The organism is Streptomyces rapamycinicus NRRL 5491, assembly GCF_024298965.1.
In the GTDB taxonomy this organism is placed as follows: domain Bacteria; phylum Actinomycetota; class Actinomycetes; order Streptomycetales; family Streptomycetaceae; genus Streptomyces; species Streptomyces rapamycinicus.
Genome location: NZ_CP085193.1, coordinates 1,712,746 through 1,737,193, shown reverse-complemented (window position 1 = coordinate 1,737,193; position 24,448 = coordinate 1,712,746). Strand labels below are relative to the sequence as shown.

Genomic DNA, 24,448 nt, shown 5'->3' with positions numbered 1-24,448 from the left:
CGGTCAGGCGCGCAGATAGGTGAGCACCGCGAGGACGCGCCGGTGTCCGTGGCCGTCCAGGCGGAGGTCGAGCTTCTGGAGGATGGAGCTGACATGCTTGTTGACCGCGGCCTCGGTGACATAGAGGTCGCGGGCGATCTCGGCATTGGACCGTCCCTCGGCCATGAGCGAGAGGACCTCGCGCTCCCGGGGCGTGAGCCGCCGCAGGGGGTCCTGCCGCCGTCGCAGGAGCTGGCGCACCACCTCGGGGTCCATGACCGTCGCCCCGGCGGCCACCTGCTCGACCGCGCCCGCGAAGTGGGTGACGGCGCTGACCCGGTCCTTGAGCAGATAGCCGATGCCGCTCTCGCTGCCCAGGTCGAGCAGGTGGGTGGCGTAGGACTGCTCGATGTACTGGCTGAGCACCAGAATGGGCAGACCGGCGCGGTGGCCGCGCAGCGCGACCGCGGCGCGGAGGCCGTCGTCGGCGTTGCCCGGTGGCATCCGCACATCGGTGATGACGATGTCGGGGTCGTGCTCATGGGCCGCGGCGATCAGCGCGTCGGCGTCGCCGACGGCCGCCGACACCCGGTGGCCGAAGCGGGTGAGCACGCTGACCAGGCCGTCCCGCAACAGCGGTGAGTCTTCGGCGAGCACGATGTTCAGCGGCACGGGAGCTCCACGCGCAGCAGTGTAGGGCCGCCCGCCGGGCTGGATATCCGCAGTCTGCCGTCCGCCGCGGCGACGCGGTCGGCCAGGCCGACAAGACCGGTGCCCGCGGCCGGGTCCGCCCCGCCGACGCCGTCGTCCCGGACCGACAGGGTCAGGACATCCGCGTCCAGCCGGGCGTGGACCTCGGCCCGGGTGGCCCGGCTGTGCTTGGTGGCGTTGGCCAGGGACTCGGCGACGACGAAGTACCCCGTGCTCTCCACGGTGGCGGGCAGCCGGTACGGGAGCCGGATGTCGACGGTGACGGGGAGGGCGGAGCGGGTGGTGAGGTTGCCGACGGCCGCGGCGAGGCCATGGTCGGTGAGGGCCTTGGGGTGCACACCCCGGCTGAGCTCGCGCAACTCGTCCACGGCGAGGGTGACTTCGCCCTGGGCCAGCGCGAGCTGCCGGGCCACCGGCGAGCCCGGCTCCGCGTCCAGACCGGCCAGGCCGAGCATGACATTGATGGAGACCAGCCGCTGCTGGGCGCCGTCGTGCAGGTCCCGTTCGATCCGTCGGCGCTCCGCGTCGAAGGCGTCCACCAGACGTGCCCGGGAGGCCCGGACCTCGGTGAGCTCCCGGCCCAGTTCACCGTCGCGCGGCGCCAGGATCAGACGGGTCAGCGCGGCGCGGGCGCCGGCCCAGGCGGTGATGGTGTACGGCGCCGCCGGCAGCAGACACAGGCCGATGACCACCCACGGCCAGGCGCTGGGGTCATCCATCGGCGACGTCATGAGCAGGACGGGCAGGGCGAGGGCGAAAGCCAGGACGAGCAGGTCCATCCACCACAGGGCGGTCATCGACACCGCCGTGAAGCTCAGCTCCCGCCAGGTCGCGGGCTCCCGCAGCCGGGTCTCCAGCCAGCCCCGCGGCCCGGGGCGCTCAGGGGCCCGGTGCGGATCCGGCGCCGGGTCCGGGTCCACCAGCCGCAGCCGCCGGCGTTCGATCCGGGTGACGACGATGCCGGACAGCGCCACGGCGAGGAGGAGGACGGCGCCCACCCCCACGATCAGCGACACCAGCCCGGCCAGGGCCATGGTCAGCAGCGTGACCATGGCGATCGCGCCGAAGACGACCCCGGACAGCAGATAGGCCAACGCCCGCCAGGGCCAGGCCGAGGCCAGGAACCCCAACGGATGCTGAGCGAGAGCCTGCCAGGCTGTTCGAGAAGACACCCGCAGAAGATATGCGAGCCGTCCGTCCCCGGTCGGTAGTGCGCGCACTACCTCTGAACTCGTACGCACACCAATGCGGCGCCCACCCCGCCCCGGTGGGATGAGCGCCATGCCGATCCATGGATACAGACGTCTCTTCCGCCTGGCGATCGCCCTGCTCATCGCCTCGACGGCGGTGGGTCGTCCGACGACCGCGCACGCCGCCACCCCCTCCCACCCCACGCTGAACGCCGCCTCGATCGACGCCTACGTCAAGGCCTATATGGAGCGGACCGATCTGCCGGGCGCCGTGGTGGCGGTCACCCGGGGCGACCGGGTCGTCCACGCGGCCGGATACGGGCACACCGCGGCCGGGAAGGCCATGACCGCGCGGACACCGGTGCCCGTGGCCTCGCTCTCCAAGTCCATGACCGCGCTGGCCGTCATGCGGCTGGTCGAGGCGGGCCGAGTCGACCTGGACCAGCCGGTCCATCGCTATCTGCCCGAGTTCACGATGGCCGACCGGCGGGCCGGGAAGATCACCGTACGGCAGCTGCTGAACCAGACATCGGGCATGGCCGACTCCGCCTACCCCGACCTCACCCGGCCCCAGGCACGTACGCTCACCGAGGCGGTCGCGGACATGCGCGGCGCCCGGCTCGCCGCGCGGCCGGGCACCGAGTGGAACTACCACAACCCCAACTACTTCGTCGCCGCACGGCTGGTCGAGGTCGTCAGCGGACGGCCCTTCGCGGACTACCTGGCCGGCCAGGTGTTCCGGCCCGTGGGCATGACCCACACCGAGTCGGTCGACTCCACCGATGACATGCCCGATCACGCCCGGGGCTACGTCCGCGCCTACGGCATGCTGTTCCCGCGCTCCCACCCCCGCTGGTTCACGGCCGGCGGCCACGGCGTCGTGACCACGGCGGACGACCTCTCCCAGTGGCTGATCGCCCAGAACAACCAGGGCGTGTCCGCGGCGGGGCGGCGCGTCGTCTCCGCGCGGAGCGTCGACGTCATGCACACCCCGCCGAAGGGCGGCGAGTACGCGATGGGCTGGTCGCTCAGCCCGTCCGGGGAGGAGCCCCGGCAGATCCGGCACACCGGGCAACTCCTGACCCACAACGCCATCCAGACGCTGCTGCCCGACAGCCGGACCGGCATCGCGATCGTGGCCAACACCGGCATGATCTCCGGGGACGACGCCGCCGTCATGCTCGGCGGACTGGTCGACCTGGCCCAGGGCAAGTCTCCGACGGTGCGCACTCCGTTCACGATGAAGGCCGATTACGTCCTCGCGGCGCTGACCCTGCTGGCGATCGCCTTGGGCGTGCTCGGGGCCGTTCGGGCACGCCGCTGGGCGCGGCGCACCGCGGACCGGCCACTGTGGCGAGTGGGATTGCGCATGCTGCCCTGTGCCGTACCGATCGTCCTGTTCGCCCAACTCACCGATCTGGCAGCTCTGTTCATGAACCGCGAGGGAACCCTGGCCCAGCTCGGCTACGTCTGGCCCGCCCTCGTCATCTGGTCGGCCGTGGCCGCCCTGGCCTCGACCGTGGTGATCACCGCACGGTCGCTCGCCGTGCTCCTGACCCGGAGGAGCCGTGTTCTGACGGCGCCCGGCGTCCCGGACGAGCGGACGGACGCAGAGCAGGTATTCGTCGGTCGGGCAACTGATCGATGAAGCCCTTGAGGGCGAAGAGCACGATCTGAGCCCCACCCCAATTGTGAACGGGGTGGGGCTCAGGCGCTGGTCAGGCGGAGTCCGGTTTTCCCAGGAGGAGTTCGTCACCAGCGGGAAAGCGCGCCGCGCCCCCTTCCTCCCAGATGACCACGACGGCTAACCCGCCCATCGGCCCTTGGGCGGTCGATGCCTCCTTGACCGTGCGCCACTCGCCGTCGTAGCCGATCACGTCACCCGGGCCGATCAGGGCAGCGCACTTGGTGGGCAGGCTTAACCGTTCTTGTCGTCGGTGGGCTTGATGCGGTCCAAAGGGGCTTCCCACTCAAAGCCACCTCCCCTCGGCCGCATGTACGCGTTTGGCTGAAAAGCTTTCCGGTGCCCTTGACGCGCTCCTCGATCACGCCTTGCAGCTCGCCCGTATGACCGGTCTCGGCGTCTTCGACGAGTGTGCCTTTTGGATACGGCAGATCGCCGTGGCTGAGCACCGTCGGCGGCTTCTGTTCTGTCTGTGTCAGAACTGCCGCTGTGCAAAGGGAACTTGCACACCTCTTGCACAAGGCGCAAGCGCGTGAGTGCTGAGAGTGCGACGATGGATCAGAGATAACGCCAGTCGAGTGGGGAAGACGCACACCATGAGCGTGACCAAGATTCCCGGACCAGGTGCGAATGTGGCCGTTTGCCGCAAGGCGCGCGGCTTCAGTCAGGTTGCCCTTGCCCGACGTGCGGGCATGTCGGTTTCGCTGCTCAGCAAGATTGAGGTGGGCGACCGCGCGCTGACCCAGGGCATTGCTGCCGCTCTCGCTCAGGCAATGGGGCTGACGCTGGATGAGCTGCTGGGCACGGCCCCCGTCGAGCGCACCGACGAGAAGAGTCTTGCTGCCCTCAATTACGCCATTCGGCGGTTCGACATTCCCGACACGCCGCCGTCACACCCTGAGGACCTTCCTCGCGAGCTGGCCGAGCTGAACGAGCACCGGTACCGGACCGAGCTGTCGGCGGTGTTGCAGAAGCTCCCGGGCGTGCTGGCAGACGCGACGAACTACGCGCACGCCACCCAGTCGCCCGATGCCTGGACCCGTGTCGCCGATACATACTCGGTGGTCTACTGGCTGGCCGCCCGACACCGCTGGATGCACCTCGCCGAGCTGGCCGTCATGAAACAGCGGCTGGCCGCCGAGCGTGCGCACCCCATCGCGGCCACGGTGGCCGCCCGGGACGAGGCCGGAGCCTTCCTGAACTTTGGAGACTTCGCGGGCGGGTTGGCGATTGTGGACCGTGCCGTTGTTGAGGCCGAGTCGACCTTGCGAGGCCATGACCGCGCCTATGGTCTGGGCATCCTGCACCTGCGCGGGCTGACGCTGGCTGGTCGGATCAAGGACAAGGCAACCGCCCAACGGCACATCGCGGCAGCGTGGCAGGTGGCCGAGGAGTTCCCTGAGGACGTCGAAGACCATGGCATCCACTTCGGGCCCGAGAACACCGCTGTGCATGCCATTTCGACGGCCTCTGACATGGAGGACTACCGCGAGTCTCTCAATACGGCGGACGATCTGATCCGGGGCGGGGTGACGCTTCCGGCCACGCGCGTTGGCCCGCTGCACATGAACATCAGCCGGTCAAAGCTCGCCCTGGGGGACCGTGACGGGGCTCTCGAATCGCTCGAAGCGGCTTGGGACGTCGCACCGGAGATGGCCCGTGTCCATCCGACCAGCCAAGAGCTGATGCGTGTGCTCACGTCGCTGCACCGACGCAGCAACCCGAGGCTTACGCGGCTGGCCAAGCGCGCTGGCGTGCCCTTCTGAGGTCAGCCGTCATCGAGAGCAGGCACCCACTCCGGTGACTCCCGTTATGCTGGTGTGAGTTGGCTTTACGTCAGCTGTTGTGAACGGGGGCTGAAGATGGCGGACACCACAGACGACGATGACAGCATCCCTGAGTCCGAGATCTCTGGTGGGATGATGCACGGTTCGGTGGTGCAGTCGGGCGTCATCAGCAACATCCACATCAATGGAAGTGTCAATAGCGGGCGTGTTTATCAGGCTTCTCGCGGTCTAAGCCTTCCCGAACGGCGACAGAAGTTCCACTTCGACTTCCTGAACCACACGCTGAAGCAGGCAGAGTGGACGTTCCGCCTGAGCGTGTTGTTCATGACCGGCGGCTCCCTAATCATCCTTGCGGGGGGAGTGCTGGCGCTGGTTCACGCCGGTAATCCTGACCTCAGCTACCTGCCGTTGATGACGAGCCTGACGGGTGCATTGATCACGATCGGCGGTGGTGCGCTGGCGCTCCACTCGAAGCGGACCATGGCCAATCTGACGAAGGCGGCCGAGGACAACGAGAAGAAGATCGACATCGATCACAAGCTCGAAATCGCGACGACGTTCATCGAGCGGGTTGCAGACTCGAAGCAGAGGGACGATCTCAACTCTGCTGCCGCCATGAAAGCACTCGGCATGGACGCGGCCCCGGAAATGATGGTCAACCGGCTGCTTCCGGAGCAGCCTAAGGAGATAGAGCCGGGCGGTTCGACGAACTGAAGGCCCGGGACTGCGCCTCCGGGGGCCTCGTGCTGGCGGGTACGGCCGGACGCCCCGGGCGGGTACGAGAGTCCGCCGGAGACCCCACCGGAGACCCGGGCGATGTATGCCCGTGCCCGCTGGCCGGAGCGCCGGATTGCCGGGCGTCATGTTGAGGCCCCGGGGCTCGCTGGCCTTACTTCCCGTGATCGGCCTCAATACTTCTCGTGACAGCCGCGGAGAGTCGGCGGCCTCCACGGACCTTGCGCCAGACGCAAATTGTGTAGTGCTCGACCTGGGCGCTCTCCTGGAAGTAGCCGAGTGGCACAGCCCTCGGCCAGGGCCCCGCTTCGGCGGTGCGGCCCCAAGGGCCCGGGCGAGGTCCGTGGCGGCCAGAATGCGCACCGACGGGACGACGGTGGCCGCGAAGCTGCTCCTCGACCCGGGGCATCGGACGGTCAGGCGCGCAGGTAGGTGAGCACCGCGAGGACGCGCCGGTGTCCGTGGCCGTCCAGGCGGAGGTCGAGCTTCCGTGGCCGCCCTGGCCTCCACCGTGGTGATCACAGCGCGGTCGCTCGCTGTGCTCCTGACTCGGAGGACCCGCGTTCTACCCTGCGAGGGGCCGATAGGTGGCGATGATGACGCCGGTGGCCGTCGGGGTCGCGTCGGCGAGACCGAACGCGATGGGACCGAAGCCGTCGGCGAACAGGCGGCGCCCGGTGCCCAGGACGAGCGGGTGGACGCAGAGCAGGTATTCGTCGATGAGGCCCAGCGGGGAAAGTGACTGGATCAGCGCGCCGCTGCCCATGATGTGCAGGTCGTCGCCGGGGGTCTGCTTGAGCTCGGCGACCGCCGCGGGGATGTCGCCACTGAGCAGTGTGGAGTTGGGCCACGGCAGGGGCTCGGCCAGGGTGTTGGACGCGACGTACTTGGGGGCGTTGTTGAGGGCGTCGCGGAACGGGCCGCCTTGGGTATTCCAGTGGCCCAGAACCTCCTGGTACGTGCGGCGCCCCAGCAGATACCCACTGCTGGCGGCCAGCCGCCGCCCCCACTCCCGCCCGACGGCCTCGTCCCCGCCCCGCTCGGCGGCCCAGCCGCCCTGGGCGAACCCCTCGCGAGTGTCCTCATCGGCCCGGCCGGGCCCTTGTGTGACACCGTCCAGGGTGACGTGGTTGATGACGACGATCCTCATGGCACTCCCGTCCGGCGGCATCGCTTCTTACCTCTCTGCCTATGACTCCGGACCACGGCGAAACTCATCGGCTCCGGCCGGGGCGCATGGGGGGCGGCGGCCCTCAGCCCCGGTCGTGGCGGGCCAGGGTCCGGCGGGCCGTGGCCGCCATCGCCTCGTCCACCATCCGCCCCTCGAAGCGCACCGCCCCGGTCCCTTCCGCCTGCGCCCGCTCCACCGCCGCGATCAGCCGCCGGCAGCGGGCCAGCTCCTCCGCGTCCGGCGAGAACACCTCGTTGACCACCGGCACATGCGACGGGTGGATCACCGCCATCCCCTCGTACCCCAGCGCACGGTTCTGCTCCGCGAAGCGCCGTAGTCCCGCGAGGTCCGCCACGTCCGTCCACAGCCCGGCCACCGGATGGGGGCGGTCCGCGGCGCGGGCGTCGAGCAGCACCCGGGCCCGTAGCTCGCGGGTCTCCTCGCCCCCCGGGCTCCAGCGGTAGCCGACCGCGCGTTCCACATCCCCGTCAGGCGCGGCCACCGCGCCCAGATGGGCGATCCGGGCGGCGGCCCGGCCGATGGCGTACGCCTCGCGCAGCCCGCGTGCCGTCTCCAGCAGCGGCAGCAGGGCGAAATGGCCCTCGGGCAGGCCGTGTTCGCGCTCGCACCAGGCCAGCAGCCGGTCGGCGGTGGTCACGTCCTCGGGGCCGCTCACCTTGGGCAGCACGATGCCGTAGAGCCCGGGCCGGGCGACCGCCCGCAGCTCGTCGGCGCCCTGCCAGCCCGCCGCGCGGTCCAGCGCGTTGATCCGTACCAGCAGCCGCATCGGACCGGGGGGCGCCCCGGCCGCCCGGTCGACGGCCGCGGCCACCGCCTCGCGCGCCGCCGCCTTGCCGTCCTCCGGGACGGCGTCCTCCAGGTCGAGGATGGCCGCGTCGGCGCCCGCCGCCTCCGCCTTGGGCAGCCAGCCGGTGCGGCTGCCGGGCACGAAGAGCAGGGAGCGCAGGGGGATACGGGGAGTCGTCGCGCCGTCAGATGACACCCTCTGCCTCCAGCTTCGCCAGCCGTCCGCCGTCGATGCCCAGCCACTCCCCGTAGACCAGCGCGTTGTCCGCGCCGAGCGCGGGGCCGGTCCGCCACACCGCGCCGGGGGAGCGGTGGAAGCGCGGGATCACTGCCTGCATCCGCACCGGGCCGAGGTCGGGGTCGTCCACCGTGATGATGTCCTCGCGTTCGGCGTAGACCGGGTCGGCGACGATGTCGGCGGCGGTGAACACGCGTGAGGCCACCACCTCGGCCCGCTCGAACGCCGCCAGGCACTCGGCCGCCGGGCGCGCCGCCACCCACTCCCGCAGCGCCGCGTCGAGCCGCTCGCGTCCCGCGTGCTGCTGCTCCACGGTGGTGAACTCCTCGTCGGGCAGGCCCAGCAGCCGCACCACATTGCGCACCGAGCGGGTGGTGGCGGAGGTGACGGTGAGCCAGTCGCCGTCGGCGCTGCGGTAGGTGTTGATGACGGCGGCCGGGGCGACGGCCAACTGGTTGCCGGCCCGCTCGGGGGCCGTACCGAGCTGGTCGTACGCGATGATCTGCCACTCCACCAGGCGGTACAGCGGCTCGAACAGCGCCAGGTCGATCCACTCGCCGTCGAAGGAGTCCGGATCGGTGTCACGGCGGTGCAGCGCGGCCAGGACCGCGAACGCGCCCATCAGCCCGGTGACCGCGTCGCCGTGCGAGAAGCCGGTGTGCACGGGCGGGCCTTCGGGGAAGCCGGTCAGATGCACCACCCCGCTGCGGGCCTCGCCCATCTTCCCGAAGCCCGGGGCGTCGGCCCGCGAGGAGGTGGCGCCGAAACCGGAGATCTGGAGCAGGATCGCGGTGGGGTTGAGCGCGTGGACGGCCTCCCAGTCCAGTCCCCAGGCGCGCAGCCGGCCCGCCCGCAGCGTCACGATCACCACATCCGCCCAGGCGATCAGCTCCCGGGCGACCTCCCGGCCCTCCTCGTGGTGCAGATCCAGGGTCACCGAGCGCTTGTTGCGGCCCGCAACCTTGAACCAGAGCGGTACGCCGTCACGTCGCGGGCCCATCGCCCGCGCCGCGTCACCGGAACCCGGCGGCTCCACGTGGACGACGTCCGCGCCCTGGTCGGCGAGCATCCCCCCGGCGAGGGGGCCCGCCACCACATGAGCGAACTCCACCACCTTCAGCCCTGTGAGCTGTCCCTGCCCTGTGCTGGTCTGGTCCTCCATGCGGCCAGGCTGCGGGGCGGGGCGTATGCACGTCCAGCAATGAAAGGGGATCAATTCATGCGGATCTCGCAAGGGTCGCCGCCATCGCCGCCATCGCCGCCCGGCGGTGTGCCCCCGGCGCCCTCACCGGTCCTCGCCCGCCTCCTCCCACACCACCCCCGTCGGCAAGGCGTCCGCCGCGGAGCGGAACTCCTCCAGCTGCTCCAGGAAGCGACGCGCCCCCGGCGGAAGCGTGCGGCGCGTCGGCAGGACGACGTACAGCCGGCGCTCCACCACCGGCTCCACCAGTGGGCGCCGCACCAGTCGGCCCGGCCCCACCAGCGGATGGACCAGGGCGGGCAGCGCGGAGACGCCGAGCCCGGCCGCCACCAGACCGCCCACCGTGGCCACGTTCGACGCCTCGGCCGCCGGGGTCGCCTCCATCCCCGTCTGGGCGAAGGCCGCGTCGGTCATCCGGCGCACGCTGGAGTCGGTGCCCACCGCGAGGAACGGCTCCCGGCCCAGCTCCTCCCAGGTCACGTCCGCCCGCTCGGCCAGCGGATGGTGCTCCGGGAGCACCGCGTCGAAGCGGTCCCGCACCAGCGGCCGCAGTGTGATGCCCGGGGCGCGCCGGGCCACCGTGCTGACCGCGAAGTCGGCGTCCCCGTCGATCACCCGGTCCAGCACCGAGCGCTCCAGCCCGTCCAGCAGCCGTACGGTCATCTCCGGGCGCCGGGCGCGGAAGGCGGAGATCACCGGCGGCAGCAGCACGGCCGCGACCGAGGGCAGGGTCGCCAGGGCCACCGCGCCGCGCTCACCGGCGCCGTAGCGACCCAGCTGGGCCAGGCCCGCGCGGTGCGCGGAGAGGATCTGGTCGGCGATGCGCAGCGCCTCGGCGCCCGCCGGGGTGAGCCGCACATTGCGGGTGTCCCGTTCCAGCAGCCGCATCCCCAGCGTCCGTTCCAGATCGGCGACCGCACGGCTCAGCGACGACTGGGACACATGCAGTTCGGCGGCGGCCGCGGTGAAGCTCACGGCGCGCGCGACCGCGGCGTACGCGGTCAGCTGGCGCAGGGTGACGTCCATGGTCCGTGAGCGTAGGCGCGGCGGCCGGGCGGGGGAACTGTTGCGCGAAACGCATGGATAGATCTGTGTTCGATGCTGGACGCGGATCTTTCCCCGCTCGGAAACTCTTCGGCAGCACCCGACCGGACGAGGAAGCGAGCGGCCATGCTGGCAGCACTGGGGTTCTGCACGATCGGCGGCTTCCTGCTGCTCACCATGTTCAAACGGGTCTCGGTGCTGGTGGCCCTCGTCCTCACGCCCGTGGCCACCGCGGTCATCGGCGGATACGGCGACGACTTGGGCCCGATGGCGCTCGACGGGCTGTCCAAGGTCGCCCCGACCGGCATCATGATCGCCTTCGCGGTGCTCTATTTCAGCCTGATGATCGACGCGGGCCTCTTCGAACCACTGATCCGCGGCATCCTCCGCGCCACCAGGAACGACCCGGTGCGGATCACGGTCGGCACCGCCGTGCTGACCGTATGCGTCGGGCTCGACGGCGACGGCGCCTCCACCTTCCTCATCACCATCTCCGCGCTGCTCCCCGTCTATCAGCGGCTGGGCATGAGCCGGTTGGTGCTCGCCGGGGTGGTCGGCCTGGGCGCGGGCGTGATGAACATGATCCCGTGGGGCGGGCCGACGGCCCGCGCCGCCGCGGCCCTGAAGATCGACACCTCCGACATCATCACACCGCTGCTGCCCGCCCTCGCCGCCGGTATCGCCTGGGTGCTGCTCGCCGCGTATCTCATCGGACGCCGTGAGCGGCGGCGGCTCGGCGACCTCGGGCCCGCCCCGCGCGCCGAGGTGGCGGCCGGGGACGGCCCCGGCACACCGCGGGTCGCCGCCCGCCCCGGTCTCGCGCTCACCCTCTTCAATCTGCTGCTCACCGTGGCCCTGCTGGTCTGCCTGGTGCTGGAGGCCATGCCGCTGCCCGTGCTCTTCGTCTTCGCCTTCGTCCTCGCGCTGCTGGTCAACCACCCCCGCTGGGAGGAGCAGCAGGAGCTGCTGGAGAAGCACGGCAAGAGCGTGGTGCTCGTCATCACCATGATCTTCGCGGCCGGGGTGTTCACCGGCATCCTCGGCGGCACGGGGATGATCGGGAAGATGGCCGAGGCGCTGGTCGACATCATCCCCGACGGGCTCGGCGGCCATCTGCCGGTGCTCGTGGCCATCACCAGCATGCCGCTGAGCCTCGTCCTCACCCCGGACGCCTACTACTTCGGGGTGCTGCCGGTGCTCGCCGGGACCGCCGACGCCTTCGGCACCGACCACGCCGAGATCGCCCGCGCCGCCGTCCTCGGCCAGATGACCACCGGCTTCCCGCTGAGCCCGCTCACCGCCGCGACCTTCATCCTCCTGAGCATGAGCGGCGTACAGCTCGGGGAGCACCAGCGCTTCCTCTTCCGCTGGGCATTCGGGACGACGCTCGTGATGACCGCCGCGGCTCTGGCGACGGGCGCCGTGCCGCTCTGACCCGGAAGGAACATCGATCCCACCGACGACCTCGCCGACGTTGTCCTACAGCAGCGATCGGAGTCGCATCTCCCAATTGGCGGTCGAGTCGTCGCGGGGCTCCGGGCGGCCAAGTTCCTTGAGCCATCGAACGGTCTCCACCATGCCAGCCATACCCAGAACCCCTGGGCCCTCCGATCTTACGAACGACCAGGTCAGACCCACATCTGAAAGGTAGGACCGCCCATGCCATCCGCCGGCCGCCTGCCCGCCCTGTCCCTGGCCCTCGCCCTCACCGCGGCCCTCGTCTCCCCGCTCGCCCATGCCGCCGACCGGACCGGGTCCGCCCGCTCCGCGCTTCCCTCGTTCATCAGCGAGCTGACCGAGCGGCGGTACGACGGGCGGAGCGACGATCTGCTCACCGCCGGGCTCGGCTTCGCGGGGCTGCGCGGGCCCATGCCACGGGCCGCCGACCCCGACCGGCCCACCGCCGCCGAGTTGCGCCGCCAGGCCGTCTGGGCCTCGGCCGGGCTGTCCGCCGGATCCGGCGGCGGCCTCGGGAGGCTGTACGGACCCGATGTGGACCGGGGCCGCCCCGTGCCCGGCGACGGGAAGATCGCGGGGGTGGAGTACCGGGCCGTGGCGGGCCGCGGGGCCCGCAGCGTCAGCTTCGTGGTGCAGGTACCGGACGGCTTCGACCGTGCCCGGCCGTGTGTCGTCGCCGCGCCCGCCACCGGACTCGGCGGGGTCTACAGCATGGTCGGCACCGCCGGGGCCTGGGGTCTGCACCACCGCTGCGCGGTCGCCTACACCGACAAGGGGATGGGCCCGGCCTTCGACGATCCGCACTCGGGCACCGTCATGGGCTACGACGGAACGACCGGTCCGCGCGCCGAACTCCACGGCCGCACCGCCTTCGACGCCGGGCTGAGCGACGCCGAGCGCGCCCGCTTCGACGCGGAGCACCCGTACCGCGTCGCCTACAAGATGGCCCACTCGGGGATGAACCCGCAGGCCACCTGGGGGCGCGATGGGCTGCGCTCGATACGGCTCGCCCTCGCCGTGCTGAACCGCGACTGGCGAGCCGGAGCCCCCGGGGGCGGCTACACCCCGGCCTCCACCACGGTCCTGGCCACCGGTGTCTCCAATGGCGGGGGTGCGGCCATCGCCGCGGGCGAGGACGACCGCGGCGGGCTCGTCGACGCCGTCGTGGCCTCCGAACCGCAGCTGAACCTGGCCCCGCTGAACGGCGTCCGGGTCCGCCAGGGCGGGCGGTTGGTGCCCGCCGCGGGGCTGCCGCTGATCCGCTACAACGCGCTGGCCTCGCTGCTCCAGCCGTGTGCCGCGCTCACCGAGCCCACCGCCCCCGGCTACGCCGCCCTGGACGTGCCGGCCGCCCGCCGCCGCTGTGCCGCCCTCGTCGGGGACGACCTCCGGCTGATCCCGCGCCGGGACGCCGAACGGGCGGGTCCGGACGGGCTGCCGCGCCTCGCCCAACAGGCCCTGGTACGCGCCGGATTCCAGCCCCAGTCGGGGTATCTGCAGATCTCCCACTACGACCCGCAGACGCCCGCCTCCTACGCGATGAGCCTCGCCCGCGCCTCGGTCGCCGACGGGCTGTGCGGTTACGGCTGGGCCCGCACCGACTCCTCCGGTTCCCCCGCGCCGTACCGCACGGCGGAGCTGGCCGGGGCCTTCGGCACCAGCTCCGGCCGGGCGCCCGCCCCGGGCGTGCTGATCGACGAGAACTCGCCCGGCGGGCCCGTGGCCGACGCCCGCTCCGTCGGACCCGGCGGCGGGCACGACTACAACCTGCGGGGTGAGGCTTGCGTCTACCGGCTCGCCTTCCCCCGGCCCGGGGCGCCGCGCGCCGAGCGGGACTGGGCCGCCCGGCTCGCCGAGGGCCTGGACGCCACCCGGCGCGACGGCGATCTGCACGGCAAGCCCGCGCTGATCGTGCAGGGCCGCGACGACACCAGGGTGCCGGTCAACCACAGCTCGCGGCCGTATCTGGGGCTCACCTCGCGCGCGGACCACGGGCCGGGCTCCGTCAGCTACGCCGAGATCACCCACGCCCACCACAGCGACTCCCAGGCCGCCGGGTTCGACAACCGGTACGTCCCGCTCGGCTACTACTACCAGCAGGCCCTCGACCTGATGTGGGAGCGGCTCCAAGGGCGGGGCGAACTGCCGCCCAGTCAGGTCGTGCGCACGGTGCCGCGCGGTGGTGAGCCGGGGCACGCCCCCGAGCTGACCCCGGCCAATGTGCCCCCCATCGCGGCCGACCCGGCGGCGGGGGACCGGATCCGGGTGACGGGCGGGACGGTGCGGGTGCCCTGACCGGATCTTTCACGGACTACGGCCGTGTGCTGCGACGATGCGTGCGGGCCACACCGCGCGCCATCGTGGTCGCGCTCCCCAGGTATCGGGCGGGATCGCACAGCTCGCTGATCCGTTCGGCGCCGAGTCGCTTCACCAGCTCGGCGTGGCGGTGGAGTTCCGCTTCCAACGTGGTGCCGGTCTCGATGGCGGCGCGGCAGGCTTCATGGACGACGTCGTGGGCCCGCTGGCGGCCCAGGACGGGTGCGATGTCCATCATGACGGCTTCGGCGACGATGAGACCTCCGGTGATGTGGGTGTTCTGGCGCTCCTGGCCAGCCCCGGGCTTCCCGGCTCCACCCCGAGGTGCGTCGCCGCCTCCACGGGCACGCCCACCGCCCGCACCTGCTGCACCACCCGCTTCACGGCACGCCCCGTGCGGGCTTCGATCGAGTCGGCGATCAGCCGGCGGCTCTCCTCCAGATCCCCGGCAACCGCCTTGGCGTCTCCCGGCTCCAGGTACACCCGCGCCCAGGACACGACCTCATCGGGACTCCCGGGGTCCCGCCGGGTGGAGGTGATGCACACCTGCCTGGCCCCTCGGCCAGGCCGGTGACGGCGGAGAGCGCGGCGTCCACCGTCACGGGCTCCACCGACAGGACGCTCCGCACGGCGGCCTCGCCGTACTGCGTCAGATCCCCGACGGTCCCGAGCTGTGCGGTGAACGCGGCGACCGGCGTCGAGCGTTCCACCCGGGTACCGGTCCCGGGATGCCGGGAGATGAGACCGGCCACTTCCAGACGCCGCAGCGACCGCCGCAGTGTCGCGAGACGCCGTACTCGGCGGCCAGCTCCGGCTCGGTGGGCAGCAGCTCGCCCACACCCCACCGACCGGCGGCGATCTTCTTCAGGAGGTCGCCGGTGATCACCACGTACCGCGGTTCACCCACGACGAACTCCTTGCCTGCTCCCGGCCCCGCCCCTCGGAAATCCCAGTACTCCGGTCAGAGGTCGTGGCGCGGACCCGCGGTGCGGACGCGGGGGCGCGGGGTCAGCTCCCCGCCAGGGGCGGGCGGTGCGGTTCGATGACCGTGACCCCGCCCCTGCCCCCGGAGGCCATCGTGGACAGCGCCTCCGGGACCGCGTCCAGCCCGATCACATCGGTGACCAGCAGATCCGGCCGCAGCGAACCGGCCTCGACCATCTCCATCATCGGACCGTAGTCGTGGGCGGCCATGCCATGGCTGCCCAGCAGCCGCAGCTCCAGCGCGATGACCCGGTCCATCGGGATCATCGGGGTACCGGCGGCCGGGGGCAGCAGCCCGACCTGGACATGGCGGCCGTGGCGGCGCAGGCTCTGGATGGACGCCGCGCAGGTCCGCGGGGAGCCCAGTGCGTCGAGCGAGACATGGGCGCCGCCGCCCGTCGCGTCCGCGACCGCCTCCGCCACCGAGCCCAGGGTGGACGCCACGTCCACGCACACCGCCGCGCCGAACCGGGCGGCGAGGGCGAGCGCCTGCGGCGAGATGTCCACCGCCACCACCCGGGCCCCGGCCGCGGCGGCGATCATCACCGCGGAGAGCCCCACCCCACCGCAGCCGTGCACCGCGACCCATTCGCCCGGCGCCACCCGGCCCTGGGCGACGACGGCGCGGAAGGCGGTCGCGAAGCGGCAGCCCAGACCGGCGGCGGTGGCGAACGACAGCTCGTTGCGTATCCCGACCAGGTTCACATCGGCGTGTCCGATCCCCACGTACTCGGCGAACGAGCCCCAGTGGGTGAACCCCGGCTGCGTCTGCCGCTCGCACACCTGCTGGGCGCCCTCCGCACAGGCGGCACAGCGCCCGCAGGCGCATACGAACGGCACGGTGACCCGCTGCCCCGGGCGCCAGTTGAGGACGTCGGGGCCGACCTCCTCTATCACCCCCGCCAGCTCATGGCCGGGGACGTGCGGCAGCCGGATGTCCGGGTCGTGCCCCATCCAGCCGTGCCAGTCGCTGCGGCACAGTCCGGTGGCCTCGACGCGGATCACCGCACCGCGCGGGGAGGGAGCGGGGTCCTCGACGCTCCGGACCTCGGGCCGGCGCCCGAACTCGTCGAACACCACAGCACGCATGGACACCGCTCCCTCGCTCGACCACATCCCCCATGGCCCGTGTGTCCAGGCGGGCCATAGAACCTACACCACAACCGGCCGGTATCAGCCCTTGCGGGTGGCGCCCACCGACGGCGGTTCCGCGCCCCGGCCGGTGCCCCAGGACGACGGCTCGGTGGACAGCCGGTGGACCAGCTTCCCGCCGTGGGCCACCTGGCCCCAGTCCAGCCAAGTCCGCGCCATGTTCCGGCCGTTCAGTGACACACTCCGGACATAGCGCTTGGCGTCGCTCGCGCCCGGCGCGGTGACCGTGAGCGTGCCGCCCTGCCGGGTGCCGTAGTGCCCGACGCGGACCACGGCCGAGGAGAACTGCGGGCTGGACAGGGCGAGGAAGTCCCCGCCGCTCATCGTCGGGTACAGGCCCAGCGAGGAGAAGACGTACCAGGCCGACATGGTGCCGAGGTCGTCATTGCCGGTCATCCCGTCCGGCCCGGTGGTGAACAGGGTCATCGCCGCCCGCACCACGGTCGTCGCCTTCGCGGGCGCGCCCGCCCACAGATACATGTACGGGGCGTGCAGATCGGGCTCGTTGTTGGGGTTGTAGGTGGGCTTGCCGTAGTAGTCGTACGGGGCGGAGATCCAGTCCTTACGGGCGGTGCCCGCCGGGTCGGTGAGCAGCTTGCCGTAGGCGAAGAAGTCGTCGAGCCGCTTCTCGGTCGCGCTCCTGCCGCCCATCAGCCCCACGAGTCCGGCCGGGTCCTGCGGCACCAGCCACTGGTACTGGTAGGCGCCGCCCTCGTGGAACTGCCGGCCCGCCTCCACCGGGTCGTACGGGGTCACCCACGCGCCGTCGGCCGTACGCGGCCGGAACTGCCCGATCGAGGCGTCCCACAGAGTGCGGTAGGTCTGGCCGCGCTCGGCGAACATCCGGGCGTCGGCGCGGTGTCCGAGCCCGCGCGCCATCAGGGCGAGCGCGGCGTCCGCTGCCGAGTACTCCAGGGTGGCCGAGGCGGGGTGGACGCAGTCGTTGTCGCCGCCCTTGTCGGCGCAGTCGGTGCCGAGCTCCAGCCCCGAGGGGACGTAGCCCAGCTCGCGGTAATAGTCCACTCCGGAGCGGCCGTTGTAGGGCGAGTCGGCGGGCGGGGTGCTGGTGGCGTTCTTCTTCAGCAGCGCGTACGCCTCGTCCTCGTGCCCGGCCAGCAGGCCCTTGGACCACGCCTCGACGAGGAAGGGGGTCACCGGGTCACCGGTCATGATGTTGGTCTCGCTGTTGGCCAGCGCCCAGCGCGGCAGCCAGCCGCCGTCCCGGCCGATGGCGACCACCGACAGCGCGACATCGCGGGCCACCCCCGGCTCGACCATCTCCAGCAGCTGGTTCTGCGGCCGGTAGGTGTCCCACAGCGAGAAGTTCTGGTACGGGGTGTAGCCGGAGGCGGTGTGGGTCGCGCCGTCGAAGCCGGTGTAGCGGCCGTCCACGTCGCCCGCCACATTGGGGTGCAACTGGGCGTGGTACAGCGCGGTGTAGAAGGCGCGCTGCCGCTCCTCGGTGCCGCCGCCGACCCGGATCGCGTCGAGCTTCTTCCGCCAGGTGTCGTGCAGCGCGGCGCGGGTGGCGTCGAAGTCGTAGGAGTCGCCGGTCTCGGCCGTGAGGTTCTTCCGCGCGCCCTCGGGGCCGGTGTACGACAGCCCGACCTTGACCACCACATCCCGGTCCTGGGCCGCGTCGAAGGTGGCCCAGGCGCCGTTGCCGCCCTCTCCCGCCGCCTCGCGGGAGCCGGGGGTGGGGGTGGTGCCGCGCCAGGTGCCGTAGGCGGCGAAGGGGCGGTCGAAGGTGGCGGTGAAGTAGACGGTGTGGCGGTCCTTCCCGGCGCAGAAGTTCCCGGCCTCCACCCGGCCCTCGACGGTCCGGTCGCCGACCACGCGGACCTCGGAGCCGAAGACCTTCTGATTGGCCTTGCCGGTGTTGAACAGCACATTGGCCGCGCCGGTGGCGGGGAAGGTGTAGCGCTGCCACCCGGTGCGCTGGGTGGCGGTCAGCTCGGCGTCGATGCCGTACGACTTCAGGCCCACCCGGTAGTAGCCCGGGGCGGCCTCCTCGTCGTCATGGCTGTAGGTGGAGCGGTAGTGCTCCGGGTCGACGTCGCTGACCGCGCCGGTCGTCGGCATGATGGGCAGCTCGCCCGCCACCCCGCAGCCGACCCCGGACAGATGGGTCTGGCTGAAGCCGTGGATGGCGTTCTGGTCGTAGTCGTAGCCGCCCTGGCCGCCGGTGTCCGGGCTGACCTGGACCATGCCGAACGGGGCGCTCGCCCCGGGGAAGGTGTTGCCGAAGTTCTCGGTGCCCACGAACGGATGGACCAGCGAGGTGGGGTCGGCCGGAGGGGGCGCGGCCGAGGCGGCGGCCGCGGCGCCCGGTGGTCCCAGCAGACCGCCGCCCAGCAGCGCCGCCGTCATCACGCCCGCGACCGTGCCCGCAGCGCGCGCACGGATTCCACCGATCAGCGACCGCATGGGACGCACCTCCGTCTGACAACGTTGTCGACCAGGGTCGCGAAACTTTGACACGGAGGCTGGGCGGTGTCAATGACCCGTGCGCGGGCGGGCCATTGACGGACAGGCCGATGACACCGCGATGTCCGCTGGGTGCGGCCGAACCGCGCCGGACGGATCGGGGGTGCGGGTCGAGGGCGCGCCGGCCTTCTGGTTCACCGCGCGCGCCGCTGGGCCACCGAGCAGCTCGGCGCCGCCGAGCACACACCGGATCTCGAGCCGTCGAACGAGATGGTGTGGGTGAACCTGGGACCACGGACAGCAGGGGGCGGGGGCGAAGCCCCGGCCCGCACACGGGGCCGTGGCGTCCGGGCACGGGCCCGTGGCGTCCGGGCACGCGGGTGGCGCTATCGCTTGTCGCGCTGCCCGTCGGCGAGCTGACGGGACGTCTCACCGGCGCCCGAGCCCCGCTGGGCCCGCTCGGCGATGCTCGGGAACAGCCCGCCGATGGCGCTGCCCAGTCGCAGCTCCAGCGGCGCCACGTTCACCTCCGCCCGGTTCCGCTCGATCGCCCGGATCGTCGCGGCCGCCACCCGCCGGGAGGAAATCGTACGGACCCCGGTGGGCAGGGACGTGCCCGCGTCGGCGAACATCCCGGCGTCGCCCACGAATCCGGGCTGCACCAGCGAGACCCCGACCCCCGTGCCGTGCAGGTCCTGCCGCAGCCCGAGGGCGAAACCGCGCAGCCCGAACTTGGCCGCGTTGTAGAGCGCCGCGCCGGGGGAGGCCGTACGGCCCGACAGCGAGCCGATCATCACCAGGTGGCCGGAGCCCGCCTCCACCATGCGCGGCGCCATCAGCCGGGACAGCAGGATCGGCGCGCGCAGATTGACATCGAGGGCGCGGTCCAGCTCCTCGGGCCGGTAGTCCAGGACCGGGCCGCTGGAGGGCAGCGCGGCGTTGGCGATGAGGATCCGGGCGTTCGCCGCCTCCTCGACGAGCCGCTCCACATCGGACCGTTCGGCCAGATCGGCGACGATCACCCGGCCGCCCAGCCGCTCGGCCAGCGGCCGCAGCACCTCCTCACGGCGCCCGGTGAGCAGCAGCTTGGCGCCCTTGGCCGCGAACGCGCGGGCCAGTGTCTGGCCGATGCCGCCGGTGGCCCCGGTGAGCAGGACGGTCGTGCCGGCGATCCGCATGCGATCTCCTCCGGTTACGGTCGAGTACGTTCCGGGCACGGTACTGCGTATGCGCTCCGCGCATGGCATGGGCCCCGCCCTGGGCCCCGGACGCCCTTCGGGCGTGTCCTCAATCTCCCCCAGCTACCGCTGGGAGGTGCCCCCTGACGGGCTGAAATCAGCCCCTCCGGCGCTTGAGGAGCGGGGTCTGGGGCGGAGCCCCCCACGCGGCGGAGCCGCATATCGATGCCGCGAAGGAAGGGGCGGGAGGGGAACGGCCCGCCGCAGGCGTCAGGATCCTTGAGCGTCGCGGGGGGCCGGGGTGCCCAGGCCGTAGACGCGGCGGGCGTTGTCCGCGCCCAGCAGCGCGGCCACCCGGCGGGCGTCGCGGCGCGACCAGGCGCCCTCCGCCACCCAGTGGGTCAGCAGCCCGGTCAGCGCCTCCCGGAAGAGCCGCGCCCCCACCACATACAGTTCGGGCAGCCCGTAGGCGTCGGTCGAGAAGAGCACCTTGCCGAACGGGGCGAGCTCCAGCATCTCGGCGAGCACCGCCCCGGCCCGCGCCCCGGTGTGCGACAGGGCCAGCCCCACGTCGGCGTACACATGCGGGAAGACGGCGGCCAGATAGGCGGCGCCGCGGTGGTACGGATAGCCGTGCAGCAGGATCAGCGTGCAGCCCGTGGGGCGCACGGCGCGGATGAAGTCGGTGAGGGCGAGCGGATCGCAGCGGTCCAGCCGCAGATCGGGATCGCCGAACCCGGTGTGCAGTTGCAGCGGCAGCCCGGTGTACGCCGCCGACCACAGCAGATGGCGCAGCAGCACGGGGTCGGTGACCCGGGCGGCGGCGGTGCCGCCCTGGGCGCGCCGGGCGAGCCAGTGTTCGGCGGCGGTGTGGACGGCGCCGGGGCCCGGCGGATCGGGCTCGAAGTCCAGGCCGTAGCGGTAGGCGGCCACCGACTTGAAACCGGTCGCCGTACGGGCCGCCTCCCGGATTCCGTCCGCCATCCCCGTCAGGAAGTCATCGGCGGTCAGCGAGGTGTCCGCGATCCGCTCCGCCAGCTGCTCCAGCCGGACGATCTCATGGGCGGTGCCGCCCGCCGCGAGGGCCAGCTCCTGAGGGGTGGTCAGATTGCCCGGCAGCCCGGTGTCCACCAGGAACTCGCTGATCCCGGCGGCGCTCAGCAGCCGCCGGGTCACCTCCCGCGCGCCCAGTTCGCGCCGCCGGGCGAGGTAGGGGGCGGGCGGGCAGTGCGGTTCGAGGTCCAGCAGCGGCGGACACCAGCGGCGCACCGCGAACCCCAGCTGGCTGTCGAAGAAGGTGGTGCCGAGCGCGGCGGGCGCGTCGGATTCGGTCAGGAACGCCTCGAATTCGGCCGAGCCCAGCTCGGAGCGGGCCACCCCATGGCAGTGGTGGTCCACCAGGGGCGGCAGCGGCGGCTCGGTCGGATCCGTCTGCTCGGCGGCCTCCATCGGTCAGTACCGCCTCCGGGTCGCGATGGCGATCTCACGCGGGGACGACTTCTCGAACAGGGCGGACTCCGCCCGGCGCACCGCGGCGATGGACTCGAAGAGCGGATCGCCCAGCGCCTCGCGCAGCACGGTCGAGTCCTCGAAGTGCTCCAGCGCCGTCAGCAGCGAGGTGGGCAGCCGCCGCTCGCGCCCCTCGACGGCCGGGTCCCCGGAGACGGGTGGGGGCAGGGAGAGCCCGGAGTCCATCCCGCCGAGGCCCGCGGCGATGACCGCGCCCACCACCAGGTAGGGGTTGGCCGCCGGGTCGAAGGACTTGATCTCGGCGTTGGATGCGCCCGGGTCGTCCGGTGCGCCGGTGATGAAGCGCACCGCGGCCTCCCGGTTCTCCAGGCCCCAGCACTGGTACGCCCCGGCCCAGCGGGAGGGTTCGAGCCGGAGGTAGCTCGCGGGGGTGGGGGCGCCGATGGCGAGCAGGGCGGGGAGCTCGCGCAGCACCCCGGCGAGGAACGCCTCGGCCGTCGCGGTCATGCCGTTGGGCCCGTCGCCGTCCCGGCACAGATTGCGGTCCCCCTGCCACAGGCTCAGATGGAGATGGGCGCCGTTGCCGACCCCGCCCGGGTCCACCACCGGGCCGAACATCGGGTTGAGCCCGGCGCGCCCGGAGCACGCCCGGATCGTCTCCCGTACCAGTACGGCCAGATCGGCGGCGCCGACCGGATCGGCGGGCGCCAGGGACACCTCGAACTGCCCGGGGGAGTACTCGGGGTGGAGCTGGTGCACCTCGGCCTGCTGCGCGTCCAGCGCGCCGAGCAGATCGGCGAGGTAGTCGGCGAGGTCGACCACCCGCGCCATGCCGTAGGCGGGGCCCGCGGTGGGGTACCGCGGCGGGTCCTGGTCCGGGTCGCCCGTGGTGACGACCCACTCGGTCTCGAACCCCATGCGCACGGTCAGTCCCCGCTCCCGCGCCCGCTCGGCCATCCGCCGGGCGAACAGCCGCTGGCAGACGGGGTGCGCCCGGCCCCCCTGGTCGTACCGGTCGACCGGGGCCCAGGCCCAGCCGGGCTGCGCGGCCAGCGGGGTGAGCCGGTCCAGGTCGGGGAGGAGCCGCAGATCCCCGTCCGGGCCGCCGACATGGCGGCTGGTGGTCATGGAGTCGTCCACGAGATAGACGTCGAAGACGGGGGACATCCCGACCCCGCGCCGCGCCGCATGGGGCAGCCGCGCGGCGGGCACGGACTTCACCCGGGTCAGACCCGCGTTGTCCACCCAGGTCAGCGCGATCGCCTGGATGCCGTTCGCGGTGAGCCGCTCGGCCTCCTGCCGTGCCCGTGCGTATGCCTGCTCGCGTTCCCCGGTCCCCATGGGCGCCTCCTCAGCCACGTCCTGTACGCCGAGACTATTGCCTGCGGACGGTTTGGTGGTGACGCATTGTCCCGATCGCATACGGGGTGTGACGGTGGCTTATGCCGGTCGGTGGTTGACACGACCGGCCGGGGCGTCGAGGGGGTCGGCCCGCCCGCCGAGGCGTCCGGTTTCGGCCACGTAGCGGAGACGGCCTACGTCACCTGACCCCCTCCCGGAGGGTGTCGGTGAGGGAGGCGAGATACATCTCGATGGCCTGACCGGGCTCGCGCACCCGGCGGCCCGACAACTTCCCGATCTTCTCCAGCCGGTACAGCAGGGTGTTCCGGTGGATGTGCAGCCGCTCGGCGACCCGGACCAGCGACAGGCCGCCTTCCGCCCAGCCGATCAGCGTCTCCCGCAGCGTCGGCCAGTCCGGCTGCTCGCGCAGCCGCCCCAGCACCGCCTCGGTGAACCGGGCCCGGTCGTGGGGCGGTATCGAGCCGAGCAGCTGCGGCACCCGCAGCTCCGAGGCGATGAAGACCCGCTCGCCGGGGAAGACCGCCGGTCCGGTGCGCAGCGCCGTCGCCGCGTCGCGATAGGAGTCGTGCATCCCGGTCGCCCCGGCCGCCGGCTCGCCGACGGCCATCCGGCCGTCCAGACCATGGCGCTCCGCGAGCAGCGCCAGCAGGTGCTCACACCGTTCGGGAAGCCGCTCCGGGGCCGCGCGCCCCTCGTGCGCGGCGGCCAGCACCGCGTACCGTCCCGCGGTCTGTTCGCCCGCCACGTCCTGGCGGTCGCGGAACACCTCCCGCACCGTCCGCAGCACCGTCAGCCGGGACACCGGCGCGGGGCCCTCGTCCGCCAGGTCCGGTGCGCCCGCCGAACGCACCTCCAGCAGTACCGCGCTCCGGGCCACCCCGGGGATAAGCCCCAGCTCGACCGCGCGGGCGGCCACCGCCTCCGGGCCGACCACCTCGGGGTCGTAGAGCGCGATGTCCCGGACGAAGTCGTCGACCGCCCGCTCATGGAGCATCCGCGAGCGCAGCAGCGCCGCCTCCTCCAGCAGGATCTCGGTCTGCCGCCGCACCACCAGGCCGAAGCGGTGCACCTCCTCGGGCACCCCGGTCAGACAGACGGTGCCGATCACCTCCTCCCCGACGGTGATCGGCAGGCTCATCCCGGGCCGTACGCCCCGCATCCGGCCCGCCTGCTCGGCGCTGTGGGTGGCGGGCCGCCCGGTGCGCACCACCTCAAGGGACGCCTCGTGGACGGTGCCGACGCGCGCGAGGTCGCCACAGCCGATGACGACCGCCCCGGGATCGGTGATCAGTACATTGAAACCGGTGATCCGCCCGATGTCGCGGGCGATCTCCTGCGCCAGCTCCGGCGTCAGTACGGGAGGGCTGCCGAGCGGGCCGCCAAGGTGGTCCATGGGCGGATCGTACAGACGTGACCGTTCTCGGGTCGATGTCTTCGTACGTTTCGAACGATGACCGGGAGCTCGTCGCTGCCTACCGTCTTCCGTCAACACCACCGGGCGCCCCGCACCGCCCGGCCATCCGTCCCCTCCTCCCCAGGAGCCCTCCTCAGGAG

General features: G+C 72.3%; 21 protein-coding genes. 5 read left to right on the top strand and 16 right to left on the bottom strand.

The genetic code is table 11. The annotated features are described in order from the left end of the window. Positions 1-3 precede the first annotated feature (3 nt). Both LIV37_RS07025 and LIV37_RS07020 read right to left on the bottom strand, forming a co-directional pair. Positions 4-651 carry a response regulator gene (locus LIV37_RS07025; RefSeq protein WP_020866402.1) on the bottom strand — a complete coding sequence of 216 codons (648 nt, stop codon included), beginning with the start codon at positions 649-651 and terminating at the stop codon, positions 4-6. Next, positions 642-1,862 (bottom strand): sensor histidine kinase, encoded by a 1,221-nt coding sequence (locus LIV37_RS07020; protein ID WP_121825741.1) that lies wholly within the window; start codon positions 1,860-1,862, stop codon positions 642-644. The genes LIV37_RS07025 and LIV37_RS07020 overlap by 10 nt, the downstream gene beginning before the upstream one ends. Before the next feature lie 109 nt (positions 1,863-1,971). On the opposite strand from LIV37_RS07020, the gene LIV37_RS07015 reads away from it, so the two are divergent. Then, complete coding sequence (locus LIV37_RS07015; RefSeq protein WP_020866400.1) at positions 1,972-3,528, top strand: serine hydrolase domain-containing protein; 1,557 nt, start codon at positions 1,972-1,974, stop codon at positions 3,526-3,528. Positions 3,529-3,598: 70 nt separating this feature from the next. Here the strand turns inward: LIV37_RS07015 and LIV37_RS07010 are convergent, their stop codons facing one another. Continuing rightward, positions 3,599-3,757: a hypothetical protein gene (locus LIV37_RS07010; protein WP_020866399.1), complete on the bottom strand. Its 159-nt coding sequence runs from the start codon at positions 3,755-3,757 to the stop codon at positions 3,599-3,601. 403 nt (positions 3,758-4,160) lie between these two features. On the opposite strand from LIV37_RS07010, the gene LIV37_RS07005 reads away from it, so the two are divergent. Further along, positions 4,161-5,330, top strand: a complete 1,170-nt coding sequence (locus LIV37_RS07005) for a helix-turn-helix domain-containing protein (RefSeq protein ID WP_121826196.1) — start codon at positions 4,161-4,163, stop codon at positions 5,328-5,330. Between the two features lie 96 nt (positions 5,331-5,426). Beyond that, complete coding sequence (locus tag LIV37_RS07000) at positions 5,427-6,065, top strand: TRADD-N-associated membrane domain-containing protein (RefSeq protein ID WP_020866397.1); 639 nt, start codon at positions 5,427-5,429, stop codon at positions 6,063-6,065. 586 nt (positions 6,066-6,651) lie between these two features. Here LIV37_RS07000 and LIV37_RS06995 read toward each other — a convergent pair. The 4 genes from LIV37_RS06995 to LIV37_RS06980 all read right to left on the bottom strand — a co-directional run bounded on the left by LIV37_RS06995 (position 6,652) and on the right by LIV37_RS06980 (position 10,529). Then, positions 6,652-7,236 (bottom strand): dihydrofolate reductase family protein, encoded by a 585-nt coding sequence (locus LIV37_RS06995; protein WP_020866396.1) that lies wholly within the window; start codon positions 7,234-7,236, stop codon positions 6,652-6,654. A gap of 103 nt (positions 7,237-7,339) precedes the next feature. Then, the gene (locus tag LIV37_RS06990; RefSeq protein WP_020866395.1) at positions 7,340-8,260 is read right to left on the bottom strand and encodes an HpcH/HpaI aldolase/citrate lyase family protein; all 921 of its coding nucleotides are present in this window, start codon (positions 8,258-8,260) and stop codon (positions 7,340-7,342) included. Further along, positions 8,250-9,464 carry a CaiB/BaiF CoA transferase family protein gene (locus LIV37_RS06985; RefSeq protein WP_020866394.1) on the bottom strand — a complete coding sequence of 405 codons (1,215 nt, stop codon included), beginning with the start codon at positions 9,462-9,464 and terminating at the stop codon, positions 8,250-8,252. The genes LIV37_RS06990 and LIV37_RS06985 overlap by 11 nt, the downstream gene beginning before the upstream one ends. Before the next feature lie 123 nt (positions 9,465-9,587). Further along, the gene (locus LIV37_RS06980; protein ID WP_020866393.1) at positions 9,588-10,529 is read right to left on the bottom strand and encodes a LysR family transcriptional regulator; all 942 of its coding nucleotides are present in this window, start codon (positions 10,527-10,529) and stop codon (positions 9,588-9,590) included. A gap of 144 nt (positions 10,530-10,673) precedes the next feature. On the opposite strand from LIV37_RS06980, the gene LIV37_RS06975 reads away from it, so the two are divergent. Together LIV37_RS06975 and LIV37_RS06970 are read left to right on the top strand one after the other, a co-directional pair. Beyond that, positions 10,674-11,981, top strand: coding sequence for a CitMHS family transporter (locus LIV37_RS06975; protein ID WP_020866392.1), 1,308 nt, complete (start codon positions 10,674-10,676; stop codon positions 11,979-11,981). A gap of 225 nt (positions 11,982-12,206) precedes the next feature. Beyond that, positions 12,207-14,300: a 3-hydroxybutyrate oligomer hydrolase family protein gene (locus LIV37_RS06970; protein WP_020866391.1), complete on the top strand. Its 2,094-nt coding sequence runs from the start codon at positions 12,207-12,209 to the stop codon at positions 14,298-14,300. A 16-nt stretch (positions 14,301-14,316) separates the two neighbouring features. On the opposite strand, the gene LIV37_RS06965 is transcribed toward LIV37_RS06970, so the two are convergent. The 9 genes from LIV37_RS06965 to LIV37_RS06925 form a co-directional block, all read right to left on the bottom strand. Beyond that, positions 14,317-14,559, bottom strand: coding sequence for a hypothetical protein (locus LIV37_RS06965; protein WP_243146387.1), 243 nt, complete (start codon positions 14,557-14,559; stop codon positions 14,317-14,319). Then, entirely contained in the window at positions 14,556-14,867 is a 312-nt protein-coding gene (locus tag LIV37_RS06960) for a GntR family transcriptional regulator (RefSeq protein ID WP_020866389.1), read from the bottom strand. Before LIV37_RS06960 ends, LIV37_RS06965 begins: the two co-directional genes overlap by 4 nt. Positions 14,868-14,970: 103 nt before the next feature. Further along, complete coding sequence (locus tag LIV37_RS52035) at positions 14,971-15,228, bottom strand: GntR family transcriptional regulator (RefSeq protein WP_243146389.1); 258 nt, start codon at positions 15,226-15,228, stop codon at positions 14,971-14,973. A gap of 101 nt (positions 15,229-15,329) precedes the next feature. Next, positions 15,330-16,394 carry a zinc-dependent alcohol dehydrogenase family protein gene (locus LIV37_RS06950; RefSeq protein WP_121825744.1) on the bottom strand — a complete coding sequence of 355 codons (1,065 nt, stop codon included), beginning with the start codon at positions 16,392-16,394 and terminating at the stop codon, positions 15,330-15,332. Positions 16,395-16,478: 84 nt separating this feature from the next. Further along, positions 16,479-18,884 (bottom strand): GH92 family glycosyl hydrolase, encoded by a 2,406-nt coding sequence (locus LIV37_RS06945; protein ID WP_020866387.1) that lies wholly within the window; start codon positions 18,882-18,884, stop codon positions 16,479-16,481. A 386-nt stretch (positions 18,885-19,270) separates the two neighbouring features. Beyond that, complete coding sequence (locus tag LIV37_RS06940) at positions 19,271-20,062, bottom strand: SDR family NAD(P)-dependent oxidoreductase (RefSeq protein ID WP_020866386.1); 792 nt, start codon at positions 20,060-20,062, stop codon at positions 19,271-19,273. 270 nt (positions 20,063-20,332) lie between these two features. Then, positions 20,333-21,511, bottom strand: a complete 1,179-nt coding sequence (locus tag LIV37_RS06935) for an amidohydrolase family protein (RefSeq protein WP_020866385.1) — start codon at positions 21,509-21,511, stop codon at positions 20,333-20,335. Positions 21,512-21,514: 3 nt separating this feature from the next. Next, a complete protein-coding gene (locus LIV37_RS06930) occupies positions 21,515-22,873 on the bottom strand; it encodes a glutamine synthetase (RefSeq protein WP_020866384.1) in 1,359 nt (452 codons plus the stop codon). A gap of 199 nt (positions 22,874-23,072) precedes the next feature. Further along, complete coding sequence (locus LIV37_RS06925; protein WP_020866383.1) at positions 23,073-24,287, bottom strand: CdaR family transcriptional regulator; 1,215 nt, start codon at positions 24,285-24,287, stop codon at positions 23,073-23,075. Positions 24,288-24,448: the final 161 nt, after the last annotated feature.

What these genes read in the sequence shown, in the direction of transcription:
- LIV37_RS07015 (WP_020866400.1), top strand. Translation starts at nt 1,972, where the DNA reads ATGCCGATCCATGGATACAGACGTCTCTTCCGCCTGGCGATCGCCCTG.
- LIV37_RS07005 (WP_121826196.1), top strand. Translation starts at nt 4,161, where the DNA reads ATGAGCGTGACCAAGATTCCCGGACCAGGTGCGAATGTGGCCGTTTGC.
- LIV37_RS07000 (WP_020866397.1), top strand. Translation starts at nt 5,427, where the DNA reads ATGGCGGACACCACAGACGACGATGACAGCATCCCTGAGTCCGAGATC.
- LIV37_RS06995 (WP_020866396.1), bottom strand. Translation starts at nt 7,236, where the DNA reads ATGAGGATCGTCGTCATCAACCACGTCACCCTGGACGGTGTCACACAA.
- LIV37_RS06985 (WP_020866394.1), bottom strand. Translation starts at nt 9,464, where the DNA reads ATGGAGGACCAGACCAGCACAGGGCAGGGACAGCTCACAGGGCTGAAG.
- LIV37_RS06980 (WP_020866393.1), bottom strand. Translation starts at nt 10,529, where the DNA reads ATGGACGTCACCCTGCGCCAGCTGACCGCGTACGCCGCGGTCGCGCGC.
- LIV37_RS06975 (WP_020866392.1), top strand. Translation starts at nt 10,674, where the DNA reads ATGCTGGCAGCACTGGGGTTCTGCACGATCGGCGGCTTCCTGCTGCTC.
- LIV37_RS06970 (WP_020866391.1), top strand. Translation starts at nt 12,207, where the DNA reads ATGCCATCCGCCGGCCGCCTGCCCGCCCTGTCCCTGGCCCTCGCCCTC.
- LIV37_RS06965 (WP_243146387.1), bottom strand. Translation starts at nt 14,559, where the DNA reads ATGATGGACATCGCACCCGTCCTGGGCCGCCAGCGGGCCCACGACGTC.
- LIV37_RS06950 (WP_121825744.1), bottom strand. Translation starts at nt 16,394, where the DNA reads ATGCGTGCTGTGGTGTTCGACGAGTTCGGGCGCCGGCCCGAGGTCCGG.
- LIV37_RS06945 (WP_020866387.1), bottom strand. Translation starts at nt 18,884, where the DNA reads ATGCGGTCGCTGATCGGTGGAATCCGTGCGCGCGCTGCGGGCACGGTC.
- LIV37_RS06940 (WP_020866386.1), bottom strand. Translation starts at nt 20,062, where the DNA reads ATGCGGATCGCCGGCACGACCGTCCTGCTCACCGGGGCCACCGGCGGC.
- LIV37_RS06935 (WP_020866385.1), bottom strand. Translation starts at nt 21,511, where the DNA reads ATGGAGGCCGCCGAGCAGACGGATCCGACCGAGCCGCCGCTGCCGCCC.
- LIV37_RS06930 (WP_020866384.1), bottom strand. Translation starts at nt 22,873, where the DNA reads ATGGGGACCGGGGAACGCGAGCAGGCATACGCACGGGCACGGCAGGAG.
- LIV37_RS06925 (WP_020866383.1), bottom strand. Translation starts at nt 24,287, where the DNA reads ATGGACCACCTTGGCGGCCCGCTCGGCAGCCCTCCCGTACTGACGCCG.